At 42.0% G+C, this 21,370-nt stretch carries 16 protein-coding genes and 1 pseudogene; 12 read left to right on the top strand and 5 right to left on the bottom strand.

Features of this window, described 5'->3' with window-relative positions; translation table 11 throughout:
* The first annotated feature begins 30 nt into the window (after window positions 1-30).
* From RA178_RS20585 to RA178_RS20565, 5 genes are all read left to right on the top strand, one after another.
* A complete protein-coding gene (locus RA178_RS20585) occupies window positions 31-636 on the top strand; it encodes a hypothetical protein (RefSeq protein ID WP_105250502.1) in 606 nt (201 codons plus the stop codon).
* A gap of 583 nt (window positions 637-1,219) precedes the next feature.
* Entirely contained in the window at window positions 1,220-2,440 is a 1,221-nt protein-coding gene (locus RA178_RS20580) for an EAL and HDOD domain-containing protein (RefSeq protein ID WP_105250501.1), read from the top strand.
* Window positions 2,441-2,472: 32 nt separating this feature from the next.
* Window positions 2,473-5,142 carry a hybrid sensor histidine kinase/response regulator gene (locus tag RA178_RS20575; RefSeq protein ID WP_306683661.1) on the top strand — a complete coding sequence of 890 codons (2,670 nt, stop codon included), beginning with the start codon at window positions 2,473-2,475 and terminating at the stop codon, window positions 5,140-5,142.
* Window positions 5,135-6,385: a response regulator gene (locus tag RA178_RS20570; RefSeq protein WP_158682992.1), complete on the top strand. Its 1,251-nt coding sequence runs from the start codon at window positions 5,135-5,137 to the stop codon at window positions 6,383-6,385. Before RA178_RS20575 ends, RA178_RS20570 begins: the two co-directional genes overlap by 8 nt.
* Before the next feature lie 288 nt (window positions 6,386-6,673).
* Window positions 6,674-9,781, top strand: coding sequence for an EAL domain-containing protein (locus tag RA178_RS20565; protein WP_306683659.1), 3,108 nt, complete (start codon window positions 6,674-6,676; stop codon window positions 9,779-9,781).
* A 157-nt stretch (window positions 9,782-9,938) separates the two neighbouring features.
* Here the strand turns inward: RA178_RS20565 and arsH are convergent, their stop codons facing one another.
* From arsH to RA178_RS20550, 3 genes are all read right to left on the bottom strand, one after another.
* On the bottom strand, window positions 9,939-10,661 hold the full coding sequence (gene arsH / locus RA178_RS20560; RefSeq protein WP_371134955.1) for an arsenical resistance protein ArsH: 723 nt from the start codon (window positions 10,659-10,661) through the stop codon (window positions 9,939-9,941).
* Window positions 10,658-11,101 (bottom strand): glutaredoxin-dependent arsenate reductase, encoded by a 444-nt coding sequence (gene arsC, locus RA178_RS20555; RefSeq protein ID WP_173248062.1) that lies wholly within the window; start codon window positions 11,099-11,101, stop codon window positions 10,658-10,660. Before arsC ends, arsH begins: the two co-directional genes overlap by 4 nt.
* Before the next feature lie 78 nt (window positions 11,102-11,179).
* Window positions 11,180-12,463: an arsenic transporter gene (locus RA178_RS20550; protein ID WP_306683658.1), complete on the bottom strand. Its 1,284-nt coding sequence runs from the start codon at window positions 12,461-12,463 to the stop codon at window positions 11,180-11,182.
* A 357-nt stretch (window positions 12,464-12,820) separates the two neighbouring features.
* Here RA178_RS20550 and RA178_RS20545 point away from each other — a divergent pair, with 357 nt between their 5' ends.
* From RA178_RS20545 to RA178_RS20515, 7 genes and pseudogenes are all read left to right on the top strand, one after another.
* Window positions 12,821-13,168, top strand: coding sequence for a metalloregulator ArsR/SmtB family transcription factor (locus RA178_RS20545; RefSeq protein WP_105250495.1), 348 nt, complete (start codon window positions 12,821-12,823; stop codon window positions 13,166-13,168).
* Window positions 13,169-13,258: 90 nt separating this feature from the next.
* The gene (locus RA178_RS20540) at window positions 13,259-14,257 is read left to right on the top strand and encodes a permease (protein ID WP_306683655.1); all 999 of its coding nucleotides are present in this window, start codon (window positions 13,259-13,261) and stop codon (window positions 14,255-14,257) included.
* 11 nt (window positions 14,258-14,268) lie between these two features.
* Window positions 14,269-14,370 (top strand): annotated as a pseudogene (locus RA178_RS20535) (thioredoxin family protein); the annotation flags it as partial.
* Between the two features lie 76 nt (window positions 14,371-14,446).
* Window positions 14,447-15,457, top strand: coding sequence for an ArsJ-associated glyceraldehyde-3-phosphate dehydrogenase (locus RA178_RS20530; RefSeq protein WP_306683653.1), 1,011 nt, complete (start codon window positions 14,447-14,449; stop codon window positions 15,455-15,457).
* A 5-nt stretch (window positions 15,458-15,462) separates the two neighbouring features.
* Window positions 15,463-16,713: an organoarsenical effux MFS transporter ArsJ gene (gene arsJ / locus RA178_RS20525; protein ID WP_306683651.1), complete on the top strand. Its 1,251-nt coding sequence runs from the start codon at window positions 15,463-15,465 to the stop codon at window positions 16,711-16,713.
* A 456-nt stretch (window positions 16,714-17,169) separates the two neighbouring features.
* Window positions 17,170-18,660 carry a SulP family inorganic anion transporter gene (locus RA178_RS20520; RefSeq protein ID WP_105250491.1) on the top strand — a complete coding sequence of 497 codons (1,491 nt, stop codon included), beginning with the start codon at window positions 17,170-17,172 and terminating at the stop codon, window positions 18,658-18,660.
* A gap of 31 nt (window positions 18,661-18,691) precedes the next feature.
* Window positions 18,692-19,546 (top strand): universal stress protein, encoded by an 855-nt coding sequence (locus RA178_RS20515; protein ID WP_105250490.1) that lies wholly within the window; start codon window positions 18,692-18,694, stop codon window positions 19,544-19,546.
* Between the two features lie 147 nt (window positions 19,547-19,693).
* Here RA178_RS20515 and RA178_RS20510 read toward each other — a convergent pair whose 3' ends face one another.
* Window positions 19,694-20,278, bottom strand: a complete 585-nt coding sequence (locus RA178_RS20510) for a YSC84-related protein (protein ID WP_105250489.1) — start codon at window positions 20,276-20,278, stop codon at window positions 19,694-19,696.
* Between the two features lie 152 nt (window positions 20,279-20,430).
* Entirely contained in the window at window positions 20,431-21,345 is a 915-nt protein-coding gene (locus tag RA178_RS20505) for a hypothetical protein (protein WP_105250488.1), read from the bottom strand.
* Window positions 21,346-21,370: the final 25 nt, after the last annotated feature.

The following is a 21,370-nucleotide window of genomic DNA, read 5'->3' as shown; positions in this document are numbered from 1 at the left end:
TGTTTTTCATCTAAAAAAGTGGAGAACATAATGAATCCCAACATTACCATACCGAGCCTCGGGCTCATCAGTTTGTCTTTTATCGCGTTGCCATCCATCGCCGCTCAAGTTGAGTCGCTATCCACCAAGACGCAGAATACTTTTTTCGCACAAATTGCGGCCCATTGTGGCCAAGCCTTTGCGGGAAAAGTGGTATCGGGTGACAGTGCCGATTCGGCCTTTAGCGGCAAGTCGTTAATTATGCACGTGCGTGAATGTAGCGACACTGAGCTTAAGATCCCGTTCCATGTGGGTGATGACCACTCGCGTACTTGGGTGCTGACTAAAACGCAGCAAGGGCTTAAGTTGAAGCACGACCATCGCCATCAGGATGGAAGTGAAGATGCTGTGACCATGTATGGCGGCGACACTATGAATGATGGGACAGTACAGAAACAGTCATTTCCCATTGATAGGGAATCTATCGATAACTTCGTCAAGAATGGACTCACTCAGTCGATTACCAATGTGTGGCACATGGAAATTACGCCAACGATTTTTAGTTACCAACTCACGCGAGAACAACGCAATTTTAAAGTCGATTTTGATCTTACCCAGCCAGTAGCATTACCACCCAAACCTTGGGGACACGACTAGTGTTGTTATTAAGCTAGCTCAAAATGGTGTTCATCACCTGCTTATGTTGCCCGTTTATGTGGATAACGACACTACACGGGCTCAGCCTCGCATCAAATCCAGTCAAATCGTTGTGACATCCTCGCCAGCAAACCCTAGTGCGGTAAGTTCTTCATCTAGTATCACTGCTATGTAATGACGCCATTAACTGGCAATAAGCCAATAAGCCAATAAGCCAATAAGTCCATTATGTCTAAAAGGATTAATAATAGTTTTTTTCAGTTTTAAGTGTTCTTTTTATTCATTTTATTGTGTTGCGGAATACTAGAATTGCGGTTCATTTAATACTTAATTTTTATGGATAAACAAGATGGTTATACCTAAAAATAGGTATTTATGTCTTGAGGATAATTTTTTAAATATTCACCTAAATTAAACATAAATCTGAGATTTAAACCGGATTTAATCACTACTTCTGCTAATTTATAGTCTAGGCTAGAAAAGTGCAGTTGAAAGATGGTGCACCTAGGTCTAGACTGAAAAATTAAAGGACTGATTCACTAATGATTATAAAGTTAAGTGACCCAAAGGGAAGAGGTGAACTATGCGCTTTTATATGGCAAGACAGCCTATACTGAATAGAAATAAAAACGTTGTTGCTTATGAGTTGCTCTTTAGAAATAGCCGGGATAACTATTTCCCACAGGGTGTTACAGACAATGTTGCTACAGCTAAAGTGTTTGTAAATAGTTATTTAAGTATGGATCTAGAGGATTTAACCGAAGGGAAGCCAGCATTAATTAATTTTCCATCTCATTTCTTGCGAGACCATTTATTATACATGTTCCCATACAAAAATATTATTGTTGAGGTATTGGAAACTGTTAGCCCAAGCGAGGATAACTTTATTTTAATTAAAGAGTTATTTAACTTGGGTTATTATCTTGCTTTAGATGACTTTGTTTATTCTCCTGAGTGGGAACGTTTTTTTCCTTTTTTTAAACTTATAAAAATTGATATAATTTCAACGCCTTTGGATAGTGTTTCTCATCTGATCCCTAAATTTAGACAGTATAATTTAAAACTACTTGCAGAGAAAGTTGAAACATTGGAAGAGTATAGGCTAGCTAAGTCACTCGGTTTTGATTATTTTCAAGGTTATTATTTTTATAAGCCAGAACTCATAGAGGGGAGTGAAATAGGTGCTACACAACATTTTGTTATGTCTATTTATAATGAGGTTTTTAAGTCTGATTTTAGTTATAAAAAACTTGAAAATTATTTTTCTCAAGATTTAGATCTTACTTATAAATTACTAAGATATGTCAATTCAAGTCAGTTTGAGCATGTGAATGAATTTACCTCTATTAAGCAGACTATGGTTTTTTTAGGTGAAAATAAACTTCGTAAGTTTGTAAGTCTCATTATTTTGGCTGAACTTAACCCCAATAAACCAGTTGTGTTAATTAATAATACTATAATCAGGGCTCGGTTATGTGAAGAGTTAATATCATTAATGGGATTTCCTTTGTTGAAAGAGTCAGCATTTTTGACTGGATTATTATCTACTTTAGATGCCATTTTAGATAAACCGATGAACAGAGCGATAGAGCCGCTTCCTCTTGAACAGCAAATAAAGCGTGCTTTACTTAATAATCATGGATACCTAGCTCATTGTTTACAACTTACTCTGGCGTATATGGAAGGTGATTGGGTTACTGTCGATTATTTCATTGATAATTATAATATTGATCCTGAGAGGCTCATCTCAGCGTGTGATAAAGTGTATAGCTGGTTTAATCAGTATAAAAATTCAGTTCAGTAGTAATGAATGCTAGTTTGCAATAAGGATATGCGATGATGAATGGTATTGATTTAGACTTGTTTGATTCTTGTGCATTTATGTTATCACCTGAGGTGGAGTGGTTAGGCGAGAATCAAATTTTCTCAAATAATAATTTTTTAAAAAATGCCAAGAAAAAAATAATTCAGCATTTTGAAAAGATTAAACAGAATATCACGCCTAATGAATGCTTAATGATAGGAAGTAACTGTTTAAAGTTTAGCCTATTAAAGATGGCAAATAAAAATTTTATTGTGCTCTGTGTTGTAGAGCATGATGCGTCAATAACAAAAAATTTCGAGTATAGCCAATTTAGGTGTGAGAATCCTGCGGGTGATGACTCTAGATATCAGGAAATTACTTCAGATGGTGTTCTTGTCGTAAATAGTCTTGGTAATATTGATTTTATTGGTGGCGGGGTTAAATACCTTTTCCCATATTTACATTTTTATAATTATATTGGCAAGTCATTTTTTAGTTTAATTCAAGATATTGTTAGCTATGAGGTTGTTGGTAGAGATAATTATAGAATTATGAAGTGGTTTAGATATAAATGTGCAACTAATAAAAAAATATGTCTATCTTTTAAAACTAAATCAGGGTTGTATTTTGAGTATAGAGATTTCTTCCTTGATGATAGAACTCGGTTTGGATTAATTATAGATGAATCTAAACGATATGAGAAAGAAAAAGTATTAATAGAGAAATGTTCAGAGCTGGAACAATTGAATAGCTTTCAAAGTGATTTTATTGCCACTCTAGGTCACGAGATTAGAACACCATTAAATGCAGTGCTAGGCTTAATTGAGCTCAGTTTAGGTAATGTAAGGGCACAGGATAAGAAGTTATTATCTGTCGCATTCAGTACTTCAAAACAAGTTTTATTACTCATTAATAGTATGTTGGATTTTAAAAAGACAAATGAGAGTAGTGCAGATGTTAAAAATGACTCGGTAGATGTTAGGTTGTTAGGCGAATCTGTTGTTGATGCGTTTAGCCTTCAAGCAGATAAAAAAGACATTAATTTAGACTTTTTTATGCCATTAAATTTTAATCGCAGGGTTATTTGTGATGAAGTTAAACTAAATCAAGTTATCTATAATTTAATCTCCAATTCAATTAAGTTTTCCAATAAAATTGACTCGTCGATTCTATTAGAAGTAGAAGTTCTGGAACAGTCATTCGAAAATGTAAAACTAAAGTTTTCTGTTATTGATAATGGTATCGGTTTAACTGAAGAGGAACAATCAAAAGTGTTCGGTAAGTATGAGCAGGCATCATCAAATTCTTACCGTCAGTATGGTGGTGTTGGCTTAGGACTATACATAAGTAAAAGTATATGTTGTTCAATGGGAAGTGATCTTCAGGTTATTAGTCGTATCGGTGATGGTAGCGTTTTCTATTTTGTTATTGATTTTGCTTTAGATAATCACTTTACGGCGCATGATGTAAGCGGCTCCTATCGTTCTGATATTGATGCTTCAGTAACAGCATATACTAACAGTTCGATTTTTCACGAATCAGTTTCAAGATATTCCAAAGAGCTTGATTTCGAGTTGCTATATTTACCAAGTAATGAATTACTGGAATTTGAAACTGAAAGCTCAATACTTTTTATTGACTTGAATCAAAATGATATTATCTCAAAGAATGAATTTGTAACTAGTCTTTTTACAAGAAAAGAAAGAGTTGCAGAGTTAAGGCGAGTGTCACTTTCTAAGTCTAACTCTGACTACGAAGTGATTTCATATCCACCACTCAGAATTCAATCAGTAACTGATTTCGTTAATGTTAAAAATTATTTGAATATTATTGACGAGCAGGCTTCGGATAGTGCTGATTATAGTAATATTAGTGTGTTAGTTATTGATGATTGTCAAGAAAACTTATTTGTTATCGAAAAACAGTTATTATCTGTTGGAGTCATAGTTTCCTGTGTTCAAGATCCGATGCAAGCAATTGAGCTTTTTAAGACAAATAAATTTAATGTCGTTATTTCTGATGTGATAATGCCAACTATATCGGGCTCAGACCTCATTGGCGTCATTAGAGAAGTTGAAGGGTATCGGGAATTAGCGCCATCGATTATTGTGATGTTGACCGCTGATCATGGCGACATATGTAAAGATGAATGTTTGCAGGCTGGAGCAAATCGCGTACTTGTAAAGCCTCTGACATTGAATGATTTGATTGGCCTTTTAGATGAAGTAAAAGTCACTTTGTCAAATAATACAAGTTTAAAAAAGTCTACAGTTAAAGCAGATAATACTTCTTTTGATAATAGTTTTTTCTGTTGTGATGAAACACCGCAGGAATTAGTAGACATCTTACAGATAGTCAACTTGTCAGATATATATAATTTTGTAGGTGAAAATATAAGCGATGAAGAGTTATCTATTTTTTTAGAGCAATATTACAGTAATTTACTTGTTAAGCGTGAAGCATTAAGGTCTGCAATTATGGATAATGATCTTCGTATTATTACTGCAATTAGCCACACCCTTAAAAGTAATTCTCTTTACATAGGTGCAAAAAAATTAAATTTATCTTGCCAAGAACTAGAGCGTGTTTCGCGTAACAATGCTATTGATTACAAAGTTATCTTAAAATGTTGGCAAGAGGTTGATGATGATTTATTTGCGTTAATTGAGTTTTTTATGCAAAGGAGTAATGCTAGTGGATAGAGTCAATTTTGAGCATATCGTTCTCTATACGAACGACCAAGATAATGATAGATTATTGATAAGTGTTCTAATTCGTCACTTTTCTCGTATTCATGTGATTAAAACGAATGCTGAGCTTGTTGAGCAAATCAAACAATCAACCCCAAAAGTGATTCTTGTTGCTGCTGAAACTTTACAAGAAACTTTACTTATTTATTACGAAGCTATAGAGGAATTGCAGGCTGTAGAAATATGTGAGCATGCCGTTGTTTCTCTTATTCCAAAACATCAAGAAAGAGAAGCGTACGAGGCTTACCGTAGTGGTGTGATTAATGATTATTTAATCGCTAGGCCAATGTATGAAGTACATAGAGCAATTATAATATGTACACATTTATTGCGGGAAATTGGGTTGAGAGGAAAATATAAAAAAGTAGAAGAGTTTGTAAATGTACAAGATAACTACTCTTCGCATATCAAGGAGATTGTTCTTAAAGGTGTTCAGCGCAAGAAGGATTTAGAACATAGCTTTGAATTAAGTTTGATTGAAATCGAGCAATCATTAGATAAGGCAGAAGCGCACCTTGCAAGTAATAGAACCGCTGAGTTAGATCTGGCTTCATTGAAGAAGATATTATCATTTATTCGTTCTAATGAAATTAGACCAGCTTTGTTGAAACTGCAAAGTAAGGCGTTGCACTTACTTGAACTTGTTGTTACTGATGTATCAAATGTGGCGACGGTCGCAGAAGCCCCTTTGCCAGAACAGGAGCATATTGAGGTTAGCAACAAGGCAGCTCCAACCGTGCCTGATACTAAATACACGTTTAATCGATTGTATTCGGAGTCAAAAAATTCTCTTGTATCAGTTGAAGTTCCTGTAGTGCCAAAGATGTTAATTGTTGAGGATGATCACATTAGTTTGAATTTAACTATTATGCTTCTTAGAACGTATGCCATTGAACTTGATACATCATTGTCTGGACGTATGGCGTTAGATTTACTTTCTAAGAAAAAATATGACGTTATTTTAATGGACATAAATCTTCCTGATACTAATGGGTTTTATATTATTAACCACATTAATAAGTCTAATGGAATAAATGCAATTACGCCCATTGTTATGTTGACAGGGAATAAAAATAAGTCATCAGTTCAGCAGGCAATAGCTGCAGGAGCTAAAGGTTACATTATCAAACCACTATATAAGGATTCGATAATCAAGCTTTTTAGGAAGTATGATATTCCATTGCATTTGCGATAGTTCTATAGACAGGGGGTTCAATAGTGCTTGTATATTTTTAGTCTCACAGGTATGGGCCTATATCCTTACCCGTAATATCTACCTTTTTAGGTATTTAAATTGTTGGGTTTTTATGTTGTACATTGTTCTTTGGGGTTTTTATTAGATTATACTGATGTTTTTTAAGTTATAGTCTTTAGCTTAAATATGATGTTCATCTGTGGAATGACCACCTATTGTTGGCTGGCGTTAGTGCCAATCATAGATCAAGGGAGTCGTTTTGATGGCGCTAGTTGTGATGGAGTTAGGATGGTTGACAATACTGTACATAATCATAAATCTCGGACTCAATATATTATTTTAGCTGTGGCTATTTATGCGCTTGCGGCGCTTGGATGGATCTTTTTATCCGATCAATTGTTGCTTGTATTTACGGACACAGAAACTGTGTTTCGTTTATCCCTCGCTAAAGGTTTTTTCTTTGTATTTACCAGTGCCTTTATCCTACTTTTTGTTCTGAATGCCGTTCCTGACCGTCATAATGCTCCATCGGGTAATTTGCTTGAAATAACCTTTGCTCGCTCTGTAGCGATAAGTAATATCTCATGGCTTAAATACATTGCGATATTGAGTTTTACGCTGATAACGCTATGGTTTGCCAATTCACTTTCAGCTGAGCAGCACCAGCGTTTACTATTGCTGATTTTTATGTTGCCCATTTCATTAAGCGCTATTGGTGGCGGATTCGCCCCCGGATTAGTCGCGACATGTCTCTCTGTTCTGTGTGTCTATTATCTTCATCCAACCGCCAATAGTCTCGACAATATTCATTCGGTAGATTGGTTACAGCTTATTAGTCTAAGTGTTTACGGCATAGTGATCAGTGCACTAAGCGGCTATTTACGTGCCTCATTACAGAAATTGGATGTGAATCATCAACTGCTCGATTCTGTGGTTTCTCAAACAACCGATGGTATTTTTGTGAAGGATTTGGCGGGGCGTTACATCTTGGTCAACCAAGGTGCCGCTACCTTTGTCGGCAAGAGTATGAGTGACATCTTGGGCAAAGATGACACTGATATTTTTGATGCTGACTCTATTGATATTATCCAAGAAAAAGATCGCACTGTATTAGTGTCCGGAATGGTCACCACACATAAAGAGTATTTACATATTCAGGGTGAAGCAGCCATTTTTCAAGTGACCAAAGGTCCTGTGTTTGACGCTCAAGGTGCAATTTGTGGCTTATTTGGAATAGCAAGGGATGTGACGACTCAAGAAAAAAATGCTGAACATTTACTCATTAGTGAGTTGGGATTAAAACAAGCACAACAATTATCAGGGATTGGCAGTTGGGAGTGGGATTTAGTTACTGATTCGCATACTTGGTCTGAACAGGTTTTTGTGATTTATGGCTTGCCATATAAAGAAGCCGCCCCTTCGATAGAACAAGTGCAGAAATTATTTACTCCTGAGAGTTGGCAAGCGTTAAGTACGCTGGTGATGCGATGTGTGCATACGGGAGAAGAGTATGAATGCGAAGCTGAGTTGCTAGATCCTAATCGTGCCCATCGTTGGATTATGGCTAGGGGTCAAGCACAGCGTGATCCGCACGGTAAGATATTTAAATTGCACGGTACAGTGCAAGATATTACCCATGCGCGACAGCTTCAACAACAACTAGCGGCTCAAACAGCACAATTGCAAAGGGTTATTCAAGGTTCTGAACAAGGATTCTGGGACTGGAATGCTGTTACTGGAGAAGTGCAAATCAGCCCAAGATTTGAAGCCATTTTGGGATATCAAGCTGGCGAGATGAAGCTGACGGTTAATAATTGGCGTCAATATGTGTATGTCGAAGATGTGCAAAATATAGAGCAACAGGTTCTACAGCATCTCATCCATAAAACAAGCAGTATAGAGTTGGAAGTGCGCTGCATTAAAAAGACTGGCGAGCTGTGCTGGATATTGTGTAAGGGGCGGGTCGTTGAAGAGGATAGTCAAGGTCGAGCGTTGATGATTTCGGGAACCCAAGCCGATATCACGTTATTAAAGACCCATGAGACTGAGTTAGATCGCGTGGCAAATTATGATGCACTTACAGGATTACCAAATCGTCGCTTACTTTTAGACCGTTTTCAGCAAATGATTGCCCATGTTCAACGTAATGGCAGTCTCTGTGCCGTGTGTTTTATGGACCTTGACGGGTTTAAGGTGATCAATGATCGTTATGGCCATGAGGTTGGTGACCAACTGTTGATCGCGATTGCAAATAATGTGTCTGTGGTGATTCGGCAGCAAGATACGTTGGCCCGGGTAGGAGGCGATGAGTTCGTTATCTTATTTGAGATGATGTCTGAGGAAGAATGTACTCAAGTACTATTACGAATACTGGCGGCGGTCGATCAGCCGATATTAATCGGTGATTTAAATCTTTGTTTAACGGCTTGTATTGGCGTGAGTTTGTATCCAGAGGATAACGTTGACCCCGACATTTTATTGCGCCATGCCGACCAAGCCATGTATATGGCAAAATCGGCAGGTAAGAATCGTTTCCAAATGTTTGATCCTGACATTGATCGTAACATTATTGCTCGGAGAACTTGGTTAGAAGAACTTAAGTCAGCTTTTGAACGTCATGAATTTGTGATGTTTTACCAACCAAAAGTGAATCTCGCTACCGGTAAAATTATTGGTGCGGAAGCCTTAATTCGTTGGCGTCATCCACTGCGAGGTATAGTCGGTCCGAGTGAGTTTTTACCGGATATTGCAGGCAGTGATCTTGAAATTGCTTTAGGTGAATGGGTTATCAATACTGCAGTAGCACAATGGCAGAATTGGCAACAGAGTGGTCGCCCGATAGCAGTAAGTATTAACGTAAGCGCTCGGCAGCTATTGGCTGAACACTTTAGCGCATTCTTAAAATCGACGTTAATGCAATATCCCGATTTGACAGCCTCGGATCTAGAATTGGAAATTTTAGAGAGTGCCGCCATTGAAGATATGACATTGGCAATTGATATCCTTCAGGAATGTAAGCGTTTGGGAGTCCATTTTTCCCTAGATGATTTTGGTACAGGTTATTCGTCGTTAACGTATTTACGCCAATTACCCATATCGACGATAAAAATTGATCAGAGTTTTGTGCGAGGTATGCTCGATAGCGAAGATGATTGGCGTATCGTGGAGGGTGTTATCCGCTTAGCGTCAGTATTTAATCTTAATGTGATTGCTGAAGGTGTTGAAACCATTGCCCATGGTAAAAGTTTAGCTGAATTGGGCTGCCAATTGTGCCAAGGCTATGGCATTGCTCGGCCTATGCCTGTAGAGGAGTTTGCTCTTTGGTACGATGAATGGCCATTGCAATATCAACAGATTAAACATGAATTCAAGCAAATGGACGAATTGCATCTTTAATAGCAAGTTACAGAGAGTTTTTAGCTGGCTTTAAGGATTTAGGTCTCACTCGTGTATTTGGAATGTACTTATTTGGCGTGATGGTTCTTATCTGGAGCAAAAGTTGGCGCTGGGCTAATCTTTTGCTCCATAGTTGAGAATACTTTTAGTGTTTAATCTATATTTCTTTTTGATTTACTCGGATTGATAGCTCTGAAGCGCTTTCTTTGCGTTCGCTATATCGGTTCGTGAGGAAATTAACATTGCCCCTCAGGAGTAAAGTGAATTTCATCAATTCCTCCATAACATCAACTACACGATCGTAGTAAGGCGAAGGTTTCATTCGGCCTGCCTCGTCAAACTCTAACCAAGCTTTTGCGATTGAAGACTGGTTGGGTATGGTGAACATGCGCATCCATCGTCCCAATATACGCATTTGGTTTAGTGTGTTGAAGGACTGTGAACCACCACTCACCTGCATTATTGCTAATGTCTTACCTTGTGAAGGCCGGACAGCACCTTCAGCCAAAGGGATCCAATCGATTTGAGCTTTCATAATACTGGTCATCGCACCGTGGCGTTCTGGTGAACACCACACCATACCTTCGCACCAACGTACCATTTCTCTTAGTTCCATGACTTTGGGATGACTGTCAGGCGCATCATCAGGAAGTGGAAGTCCAGAAGGGTTAAAAATACGCACCTCTGCGCCCATGTGTGTTAATAGTCGAGCGGCTTCTTCCGTCGTCAGTCGGCTATAGGAGCGCTCTCGTACTGAGCCATAAAGCATCAGTATTCTAGGCGGATGGGTTAAAGGAGTTAGATTAAAACAGTCCATATCCATATTATTAACCATTAATTCTTGTTTGAGCGCTGGCATATCGTGGTTTAGTGGTTTCATGTGCGAACTCTTTGTCCCTGTTCATTAATGATGATTTCGCCATCTTCTTTGGTGAAAGGGCCTTGTTGTGCTTTGGTTAAAATATCAAGCACTGTCTCAGATGGGCGACAGAGTTTTGTGCCTCGCGGCGTAACGACGATAGGACGGTTAATTAAAATGGGATAAGTCAGCATAAAGTTAACCAGTTCTTCATCAGTAAATGTGTCTTCAGAAAGTCCTAGTCGTTCAAATGGTTCAACATTGTTGCGTAACAATGAACGCACAGAGATTTTCATCTCATTAATTAAATTAAGTAATTCATTGCGGGAGGGTGGCGTTTCTAAGTAGTGGATGATTTGGGGTTCGACTCCACTATTACGGATCAATGCTAAAGTGTTGCGCGATGTACCACAGGCTGGATTGTGGTAAATCTTAATGCTGTCATCAATCATATTAGTCATAACATGTCTCTGATAAATAATCGCTTATAAATTTATCCATAGGCACTAAACAGATGCTCTAGTGCCCATGGACGAAGATTAGAAGGAGAGGCGCAGTGCCAGTGCCGCTAGGGTGACAAATAGCACAGGTAGCGTCATCACTATGCCGACGCGGAAATAATAACCCCAGGTAATATTAATATTTTTCTGCGCCAGTACATGCAGCCATAGCAGGGTTGCTAAACTGCCGATGGGGGTGATTTTAGGACCTAAATCGCTACCAATCACGTTAGCGTAAATCATGGCTTCTTTAATCACGCCGGTGGCATTGCTACCGTCTATCGACAGGGCGCCAATTAACACCGTTGGCATGTTGTTCATGATGGACGATAAAAAGGCGACCAAGAAGCCTGTGCCCATAGTGGCAGCCCAAAGCCCTTGTTCTGCCAAGCTATTTAATACGCTTGATAGGTAATCGGTTAAGCCTGCGTTGCGAAGACCATAAACCACTAGATACATGCCTAATGAAAAGATCACTATCTGCCAGGGCGCGCCGCGAAGTACCTTAGTGGTATCTATGGCATGGCCTTTTTTCGCGACAATAAACAGGATCAGGGCACCCACGGCAGCGACTAAACTCACGGGCACACCGAGGGGTTCTAAGCCAAAAAAGCCCACCAAGAGTAAGACTAATACTCCCCAACCAGTTTTAAAGGTGTTGAGGTCGCGAATGGCGGTCTTAGGTTCGCGCAGTTTTTGCAAGTCGTAGGTCGCGGGAATATCTTTGCGGAAAAACAGATGCAGCATGACTAAGGTGGCACTAATAGCTGCAATATCGACGGGCACCATCACAGAGGCGTATTCGTTAAAACCTATGTTGAAGAAGTCTGCTGAAACAATATTGACTAGGTTAGAGACAATTAACGGCAAACTTGCGGTATCGGCAATAAAACCCGCCGCCATCACAAAGGCTAAGGTTGCTCCGGCGCTAAAGCCCAGAGCCAGTAACATCGCAATTACGATCGGGGTGAGGATCAGCGCCGCGCCATCATTGGCGAACAATGCGGCAACAGTAGCGCCGAGTAACACTATGTAAGTAAAGAGTAAACGGCCACGACCTTTGCCCCAACGGGCCACATGTAGCGCGGCCCATTCGAAAAATCCCGACTCATCTAATAATAAACTGATGATGATCACGGCAATAAAGGTGGCGGTCGCATTCCAGACAATATTCCATACCACAGGAATATCCCCTAAGTGGACCACACCCAGTAGTAGGGCCAATACGGCGCCCAAGGTAGCACTCCAACCTATGCCTAACCCCTTAGGTTGCCAAATTACTAACACTATGGTGAGAACAAAAATTGCCCCTGCTAACCACATACCAGCTCCTCAAAGAGTAGAGATTGTCTACCCGTAACCATAAAATAATGCCCTCACCTAACGATATTGTCGGTGGGTTTGAATGATTTTTTATATGTGAATTTTCGTATATATCTTAGTGTTGAACACTATACTTAAATACCATTTTGGCTAATGCGTGAAACTTAAGGTGATCTTATATACGGATATTTACATATATGAAAATTCGTATATATTGTACAAGGTCTTTCCAAAAGATCCATAGCCATGAAAAACGAGTGTTGTTTCTTACCGCTCACAGCTTGCTGTTTGAATGAACCTTTAGGAAAGTTAACAAAAGGATCAAAATGTTTGTATTAGTTCAGTCTAAGGGCATCAATGATTAATCCAACCCAGTTTTTTAAATGTTTAGCCGATGAAACCCGCTTGCGTTGCATGATGTTGATACAGCAAGAGGGGGAGCTCTGTGTCTGTGAATTGACCGAGGCATTGCAAGAGACCCAGCCTAAGATTTCGCGACATTTGGCCCAATTACGTAAATGCGGTTTATTAGTTGATCGCCGTCAGGGGCAATGGATTTTCTATCGTATCAATAATGACTTACCCGAATGGAGTCAGTTAGTGTTGAGTGAAGTTACCAACCAAAACACTGTATTCCTTGAAGAAAATATGCGTAATTTGTGCAAGATGGGCGGGCGTCCTGACCGTGCTAAAGCTTGCTGCTAGAAGACTAGCAGCAAAAATTTAACCTCAAATATACGTTTTTTCATATGTTTACGTGTCTAAAGTTTTGCTTAATATTAAGGTGGCGTAACAATGCTGCAAATATTTTCAGATTTAGCGAGCTGGTTAACTTTTGATTTGATGGGCTTAGAGCCCAATACTAAGCTCGCCGACGCCATCCATTTTTTTATTGAAGATACCACTAAGATTTTTGCGCTCCTGTTGCTGATGATTTATGGCATCGCTTTGGTGCGGGCCTCGCTCAATGTCGAGCGTGTTCGGGATTACTTGGCGGGTAAAAATCGTTTTGTCGGTTACGTTATGGGATCGGGTTTTGGCGCTGTTACCCCATTCTGCTCATGTTCGAGTATTCCGGTTTTTTTAGGTTTCACTTCCGCGGGGATCCCCGTTGGGATCACTATGGCATTTCTGATCACTTCGCCGTTAATTAATGAAGTTGCCGTTCTGTTGCTTGTGAGTCTGCTGGGCTGGCAGTTCACTGTGATATACGTGCTAGTCGGCATGTCAGTGGGTATGTTGGCGGGGGCATTTTTAGACACGATTCGCGCTGAGCGTTGGCTGCAATCCTTTGCCGCCAAAGCACTCGAGCAAGGTCAGGCGCAAGCAAGTCGCGATAATAGCGAGGGTATGACATCGACATCCATGACGTTAACCGAGCGACATGAATTTGCGAAAGGCGAGACCCTAGAGATTTTTGGCCGAGTGTGGAAATGGGTCATTATTGGGGTTGGGCTTGGCGCCGCACTCCATGGATTTGTGCCTGACGGTTGGATCGAAGCCCACTTAGGCGATGGTCAATGGTGGTCAGTTCCTGCGGCGGTATTGATTGGTATTCCTCTGTATTCCAATGCCACAGGGGTTATCCCTATCATGGAGAGCCTTATCACTAATGGCTTGCCCGTAGGGACGACATTGGCATTTTGTATGGCAACGGTTGCCGCCAGTTTTCCTGAGTTCATTTTGCTCAAGCAGGTAATGCAATGGCGTTTGCTGGCCATCGTTTTTGCCATTTTATTGATTTCATTCACCTTAATCGGTTGGATCTTTAACGCTATAGGTCCCGTTCTGTGAGAATTATAAAAATGCTAAACATCAAAGTATTAGGCAGTGGATGTGCCAAATGCACAAAAACCGCTGAGATTATTACAGCCATTGCCCACGAGAAGGGCATCAACGTGGCTATATCAAACAGATAACGCTTTAATCTTAAACAAATAATATAAAACACCTAATATAAAACTGAGTGTGAAGGATGCAGGTATGACAATCAAAATCGGGATAAATGGCTTTGGCCGTATGGGACGTTTAGCACTGCGCGCCGCTTGGGGCTGGGATGAGGTTGAGTTTGTGCAGATTAATGATCCCGCAGGGGATGCGGCGACCTTAGCCCATTTGCTGACATTCGATTCTGTGCATGGCCGCTGGCAATATGAGGCGAGCAGCGATGGCGATGACATCATTATCGATGGCAAGCGTATTCGCTGTACTCGCAATAAAACCATCGGGGAAACCGATTGGTCCGCCTGCGATGTGGTGATTGAAGCCTCGGGTAAGATGAAAACCAAAGAAGTGCTGCAAGCTTATTTAGATCAAGGCGTTAAACGCGTTGTGGTCACAGCGCCTGTTAAAGAAGAGGGCGTGTTAAACGTTGTCATGGGGGTGAATCATCAACTCTATGACAAAGCTATTCATCCTATTGTGACTGCGGCCTCCTGTACTACTAACTGTTTGGCGCCAATCGTTAAAGTGATCCACGAAAACCTCGGCATAGTGCATGGTTCCATGACAACCATTCATGATATTACCAACACTCAAACTATTTTAGATGCACCGCATAAAGATCTCCGCCGTGCGCGGGCCTGTGGTTTAAGCTTAATCCCCACAACGACGGGCTCGGCGACAGCCATTACCCATATTTTCCCTGAACTCAAAGGTAAGCTCAACGGCCATGCCGTGCGGGTGCCATTAGCGAATGCCTCATTAACCGATTGCGTGTTCGAGGTGAGTCGCAAAACGACCGAAGCTGAGGTCAATCGCCTGTTAAAAGAAGCGGCAGACGGACCGCTAAAAGGCATTTTAGGTTATGAGGAACGTCCATTAGTCTCAGTCGATTATAAAACCGATCCGCGTTCGAGCATTATCGATGCGCTATCGACCATGATTATCAATGGCACTCAGGTCAAACTCTACGCTTGGTATGACAACGAGTGGGGTTATGCCAATCGCACCGTCGAACTGGCCCGCATGGTCGGTCTGATGGATAAGGCATAGGCTTTATGGCTAAGCTGACAGGGTTCTTGTCTAACATATCACCCGAGATCCGCCAGTATTTGGTGGTCACAGGCAACTATTGGGCATTCACGCTTACCGATGGCGCATTACGTATGTTAGTGGTGCTCTATTTTTATGGCTTAGGTTATAGCCCGCTGCAAATTGCCATGCTATTCCTCTTCTATGAAATCTTTGGGGTGGTAACGAACTTAGTCGGCGGCTGGCTTGGGGCGCGTTTAGGCTTAAATAAGACCATGAATGTGGGCCTATTTATGCAGATTGTCGCCCTTAGCATGCTGCTTGTGCCTAGCGGTATGCTCACGGTTGCTTGGGTGATGGCAGCACAGGCCTTGTCGGGTATCGCTAAAGATCTCAATAAAATGAGCGCTAAAAGCAGTATCAAGTTGTTGGTGCCCAATGATGCTCAGGGTGAGCTGTATAAGTGGGTTGCCATGCTCACTGGCTCCAAAAATGCGCTAAAGGGCGCGGGGTTCTTCTTGGGCGGCGCCTTACTGACCCTGTTTGGATTCCAGCTGGCCGTGTTAGGTATGGCAATTGGCCTATTGCTGGTGTGGATTTTTAGTCTGTTAAGTTTGCAGCGCGATTTAGGTAAAGCCAAAAACAAACCTAAGTTCACGGAAATTTTCTCTAAGAGTCCGGCGGTAAACACGCTTTCTGCCGCACGCATGTTTTTGTTTGGTGCGCGGGATGTGTGGTTTGTGGTGGCTTTACCCGTTTATTTGGCCTCAACCTTTGGTTGGGATCATTGGTATGTCGGCGGTTTTCTCGCACTCTGGGTGATAGGTTATGGCATAGTGCAAGGCTTTGCACCTCGCTTGACGGGGACAAAGTCGGCGGGCAAAAACAAGGTTCCCGATGGACGTAGCGCCTTAGGTTGGGCGGCGATATTGAGCATAGTGCCAGCAGGCATTGCGCTGGCGATAAGTTATGACTTTCATGCCGCGAATATACTGATTTGGGGATTGATGCTGTTTGGCGCCTTATTCGCGATCAACTCTTCATTACACAGCTATCTTATCGTCAGTTATGCGGATCAAGATGGCGTATCGTTAGATGTGGGTTTTTACTACATGGCGAATGCTATGGGACGCTTGATCGGGACTGTGTTGTCTGGCTGGGTGTATCAAGTGTATGGCATGGCGGCTTGTCTGTGGATATCGGCGGCATTTATTGCGTTAGCGGCGCTTATCTCAATCAAACTGCCTCGGCATAAAGCGATATCAGATGGTGCTTAATACTTACCTAAGCTATCCCTGAGTTGTTGCGGTTGTTTTTATTCAATACCCACCAAAGTATGGTGGGTATTTTAATCACTCTGATGTTAACTGAAGTTTTTTGATTTTGAGCAAACAACTCTCTATACTCCGGCCTGTTTTATACACGTCATTATGTCGCTATTCCCAATAGCACAACTATTTTTAATGCAGTCAAATTTGAGTTGGCTCATATAAGTGAGGTTATTTTTCGGTGATGAGCATTAAGCCGCATTAGTTTAATCCTTCCTTCTTGGATCGTTAAGATCCGTCCTTAGTAGCTACCGACTCGGTAGTTGTTTTGCAGTACCCCATAATCCCAATTGCATTTCGTCACCTTGACGCATAAGTACCTTATTGGCTATGCGCTGACATTTGAGTCAAGTGTTGATATTAGCTATTGGAAGATATGATTAAATTTCAATCAGAGTGAGTGACATGATACAAACCATGAAAAAAGAGTGGTTCTCCAACATACGCGGAGATCTGTTAGCCGGTATTGTGGTTGCACTGGCGTTAGTCCCTGAGGCGATTGCCTTTTCTATTATTGCAGGCGTCGATCCTAAGGTCGGCCTGTATGCTTCATTCTGTATCGCAGTGGTCATCGCGTTTACAGGTGGTCGTCCTGGAATGATCTCTGCCGCAACGGGTGCTATGGCGTTGTTGATGGTGACCTTAGTGAAGGAACACGGCCTCGAGTATTTACTCGCGGCGACCCTATTAACTGGTGTGCTGCAAATTGCCGCGGGTTACTTAAAGCTAGGAAGCTTGATGCGTTTCGTCTCCCGCTCTGTGGTGACAGGCTTTGTGAATGCGCTGGCGATTCTGATCTTTATGGCCCAGTTGCCCGAACTGACCAATGTGACTTGGCATGTGTATGCGATGACGATTGCAGGTCTTGGTATTATCTATTTATTCCCACTTATCCCTGTGATTGGTAAATCCTTACCTTCGCCTCTCGTGTGTATTGTCGGATTAACGCTTTTTGCGGTTTATATGGGGTTAGATATTCGTACTGTCGGTGACATGGGACAACTACCTGATACTTTGCCTATTTTCCTCTGGCCTGAAGTGCCATTGACCCTTGAAACTCTGATGATCATCTTCCCTTATTCGGCCGGCCTTGCCGTGGTGGGTTTGCTGGAATCTATGATGACAGCCACCATAGTTGATGACTTAACCGATACCCAAAGCGATAAAAACCGCGAGTGTAAGGGCCAAGGTATTGCCAATATCGGCGCGGGTTTAATGGGCGGTATGGCCGGTTGCGCTATGATTGGTCAGTCGATCATCAACGTTAAATCGGGTGGTCGCGGACGGTTATCGACCTTTTCAGCGGGGGTATTCCTACTCATATTGATTGTATTCCTCGGCGAATGGTTAAAGCTCATCCCTATGGCGGCACTGGTTGCCGTGATGATCATGGTGTCTATCGGTACTTTCTCTTGGGATTCAATTCGTAATCTTAAGCATCATCCAATATCAACCAACCTTGTGATGGTGGCGACCGTTGCTGTGGTGGTCGCTACCCATAACTTAGCTATGGGAGTATTTGTGGGGGTATTACTCGCGTCCCTGTTCTTTGCTAATAAAGTGGGCCGTTTTATGGTGGTTAAGAGTGTAACGGCTGCTGCCGACGCAGGTCGCCATTATCAAGTTATTGGGCAAGTCTTTTTTGCCTCGGCAGATAAGTTCAGTAATTCATTTGATTTTAGGGAAGTGGTTGATAAGGTGACTATCGACTTATCTCAAGCGCATTTCTGGGATATTACTGCGGTATCGGCCCTAGACAAGGTAGTGATTAAATTCCGTCGCGAGGGAACTGAAGTGGAGTTGATTGGCCTTAACCAAGCCAGTGCAACCATAGTCGATAAATTTGGGGTGCACGATAAGCCTGAAGACGTTGAAAACATGATGTCTGGTCACTAAGCCCTTAGCAACACACTAAAAGGAAAATACGATGACAAATGTGATTGCCTGTATCGACGGTTCAAAAGTGACACTCGCCGTATGTGACGCCAGTAGCTGGGCCGCTCAGCAACTGGATGCCCCAGTAACTCTATTGCATGTATTGGATAAGTCTGCTTATCCGATAGAGTCAAATCTGTCAGGAAATATTGGTCTAGGTACACGGGAGCACTTACTCAATGAAATGGTTGAGCTCGAAGCGCGCCGAGGCAAGCTGGCACTCGAGCAGGGTAAGTATATGTTGCAAGATGCGCAAACGCGCATCGTGGAGGCACAACCCGCAGTCGTGGTTGAAACCTTGCAGCGTCACGGCGATTTAGTCGAAACTCTGTTAGAGCAAGAATCCCATGCCAGACTGGTGGTGATGGGCCGTCAAGGGGAGCAGCATCAAGATCAGACGCAGGCCATTGGCAGCCATTTAGAAAACGTCATTCGCACGCTTAAGCAGCCTATTTTAGTGGTGATGGACGAGTTTACTGCACCGACTCGATTTATGATCGCCTATGATAGCAGTGTGACCGCAAGAAAAGCTCTCGATCGAGTTGTAAGCAGTCCGCTACTTAAAGGGCTCGAATGTCATTTAGTGATGGTGTCTGATGATCAATCGCAGGCGACAGCTGAACTGGCGTTGGTGGCTGAATCTCTGATTGCGGCGGATTTCAATGTGGTTACCACCGTTTGTCAGGGAGAAGTGCAAACGGCCCTTGAGATCTATCAACTTGAGCATCAAATCGATCTTATGGTGATGGGCGCCTATGGTCATTCGCGTATTCGGGAGTTTTTTGTGGGTAGTAATACCACAAGGATGATCAGTAAAAGCCATATCCCCTTATTATTACTTCGCTAAGTTAAATATGCATTTCAACTTATTTCGCTCAATTCTAATGACTTGGTTTTAGTTAGAACATCTGAGTCAGAAGCTTGAGGTAATTATTTAAGAAAAAACGGCGAGCATTTAGGCTCGCCGTTTGATATCACAGTCGAATGGTTCGTGTTAGTTAGCTTTAGGCTCGAAGCTAAAGGCTTGACCCGCAAGAGCGGCTTCAAACATTAAGCCGCCTTTTGCTGCGGTAAATACCGCCATACCGTTGATATAAGAGCCGCTTGCTGAGCGATTACCACCCGATTGGCCTGCGCCTGCTGAGTTGCCTGTGGTTCCTGCTTGAGCGCTTGCTCCCATGTTGATGGCAACTGCCGACGCTTGGGCGTCAAACTCGAAACTGCCGCTCGTGAAGGCTTCATAGGCTTTGGCATCTTTAAAGAAGATGATCTCGCTGTAGGCTTGTCCACCTAATTGAAAACCGATGGATAATTGAGTCAGACTCGAATCACCCATATAGGCACCGCCTTGGTAGACTCGGCCCTTGCCATAGGCTGCACCGATCCCAATTCCGCCTTTACCCACAGTTGGGAATAAAGCATAGCCATAGGCTGTGTCGAAAAATTTACTGGTTTCTTTCGCTTTTTGGAAATTGACTACAGCCTGATCGTAGCTTTCATCTGCATGTACAGTTGGGGCTGCAAATAGGCTCACAATAAGGCATGTTGATGCCGCAATGGCTGTTAAAAATGATTTCATGGTAACGCCTCTTCAAGTCTTTAGTTGTTCCAGACTAGCCTTTATCGACACAAATGACAGCCAAAAGTGACATATGTGTCAGCTTAGGTTCAGTGTTCGACTTAATGGTTGGAGTGATATTGGTGGTGATGATTGGAGTGCAGTTTCGCCAATTAGTTCTTAGGTGGCGAAGAACCTTGGTTTTTTTCTGCATCGTCCTGCTGAACTTGATGCAAAAAGTCATACTCCTCTGGGGTGAGAATATTTTCAATGACGAGTGGGCGTTGCTCTAGCTCTGGTTCGGCCATGCGGCCTTTTAAGTAGGCAGAGCGGGTGATTTGCTTTAGCCCATACACCGCCAGCATATACATGCTCAGTAGTAAGGTCAGCCTTGGCAATGCGTGGGAAAGTAGCGATAGATTATCACCAAGATAGAAAGGCAAGATCACCACAAATACGCGGATTAACCAATTCAATAACATGGCCAAGGTCAAGCTTATCAGCCAACGAAACCGAATGGTGCCGAGCGCCTCTTGGGTTTGAGTGACATCTCTTTGATTGCGTTTATGTCGACGAAACAACATCCACAGCGCGATAAAGTAAAAACAGGTTTGTACAGATAACAGCGCTGGGAGTAGAGCGCCCCATTGGCTGATACTCATTTCTTTAAGCATCAGAGCTATGGGTTGCCACTCGTTGATGGGATGCGCAGTTAATCTTAGGGCAATATCTAAAATGGCGAAAACTAATGTTAATGCAGATGGCCAGTAATGCTTTGAAAACCCTAGCGGTTTATTGGTTGGTGCTAAACTGCGTTTGCAATAGAGATAGAGCAAAGGCATGAGCAAAAAATAGATAGGGTTAATCAGATTGAATAGGATATGAATGGGAATTGGACTGTTATCGCGGTTCAACATACCCGTGAGAAAGTATAGAGCAATAAGACTTAAGAAAGCGGCGAGGAGTTTTTGGTTAGCGTCTGGGTGATAAAAATAGCGAATATAAATAGCTAACGCGAGGCAATGTACGCCTCCAAATAATGACAACCACCAGTAAGCTTGAGTGAAAAAACTATGAAACTCGTTCATATGCGATACCTCGAGCCCTGTTATA

Origin of the sequence: Shewanella oncorhynchi (assembly GCF_030848765.1) — a bacterium.
GTDB lineage: Bacteria > Pseudomonadota > Gammaproteobacteria > Enterobacterales > Shewanellaceae > Shewanella > Shewanella oncorhynchi.
This window is presented reverse-complemented; position numbering and strand designations above follow the sequence as displayed.

Excerpts from the sequence above, each read along its gene's own strand:
- arsJ (WP_306683651.1), top strand. The coding sequence starts at position 15,463 with ATGGCTAAGCTGACAGGGTTCTTGTCTAACATATCACCCGAGATCCGC.
- RA178_RS20565 (WP_306683659.1), top strand. The coding sequence starts at position 6,674 with ATGGTTGACAATACTGTACATAATCATAAATCTCGGACTCAATATATT.
- arsC (WP_173248062.1), bottom strand. The coding sequence starts at position 11,101 with ATGACTAATATGATTGATGACAGCATTAAGATTTACCACAATCCAGCC.
- RA178_RS20545 (WP_105250495.1), top strand. The coding sequence starts at position 12,821 with ATGATTAATCCAACCCAGTTTTTTAAATGTTTAGCCGATGAAACCCGC.
- RA178_RS20530 (WP_306683653.1), top strand. The coding sequence starts at position 14,447 with ATGACAATCAAAATCGGGATAAATGGCTTTGGCCGTATGGGACGTTTA.
- RA178_RS20510 (WP_105250489.1), bottom strand. The coding sequence starts at position 20,278 with ATGAAATCATTTTTAACAGCCATTGCGGCATCAACATGCCTTATTGTG.
- arsH (WP_371134955.1), bottom strand. The coding sequence starts at position 10,661 with ATGAAACCACTAAACCACGATATGCCAGCGCTCAAACAAGAATTAATG.
- RA178_RS20550 (WP_306683658.1), bottom strand. The coding sequence starts at position 12,463 with ATGTGGTTAGCAGGGGCAATTTTTGTTCTCACCATAGTGTTAGTAATT.
- RA178_RS20505 (WP_105250488.1), bottom strand. The coding sequence starts at position 21,345 with ATGAACGAGTTTCATAGTTTTTTCACTCAAGCTTACTGGTGGTTGTCA.
- RA178_RS20575 (WP_306683661.1), top strand. The coding sequence starts at position 2,473 with ATGATGAATGGTATTGATTTAGACTTGTTTGATTCTTGTGCATTTATG.
- RA178_RS20540 (WP_306683655.1), top strand. The coding sequence starts at position 13,259 with ATGCTGCAAATATTTTCAGATTTAGCGAGCTGGTTAACTTTTGATTTG.
- RA178_RS20580 (WP_105250501.1), top strand. The coding sequence starts at position 1,220 with ATGCGCTTTTATATGGCAAGACAGCCTATACTGAATAGAAATAAAAAC.
- RA178_RS20520 (WP_105250491.1), top strand. The coding sequence starts at position 17,170 with ATGATACAAACCATGAAAAAAGAGTGGTTCTCCAACATACGCGGAGAT.
- RA178_RS20585 (WP_105250502.1), top strand. The coding sequence starts at position 31 with ATGAATCCCAACATTACCATACCGAGCCTCGGGCTCATCAGTTTGTCT.
- RA178_RS20515 (WP_105250490.1), top strand. The coding sequence starts at position 18,692 with ATGACAAATGTGATTGCCTGTATCGACGGTTCAAAAGTGACACTCGCC.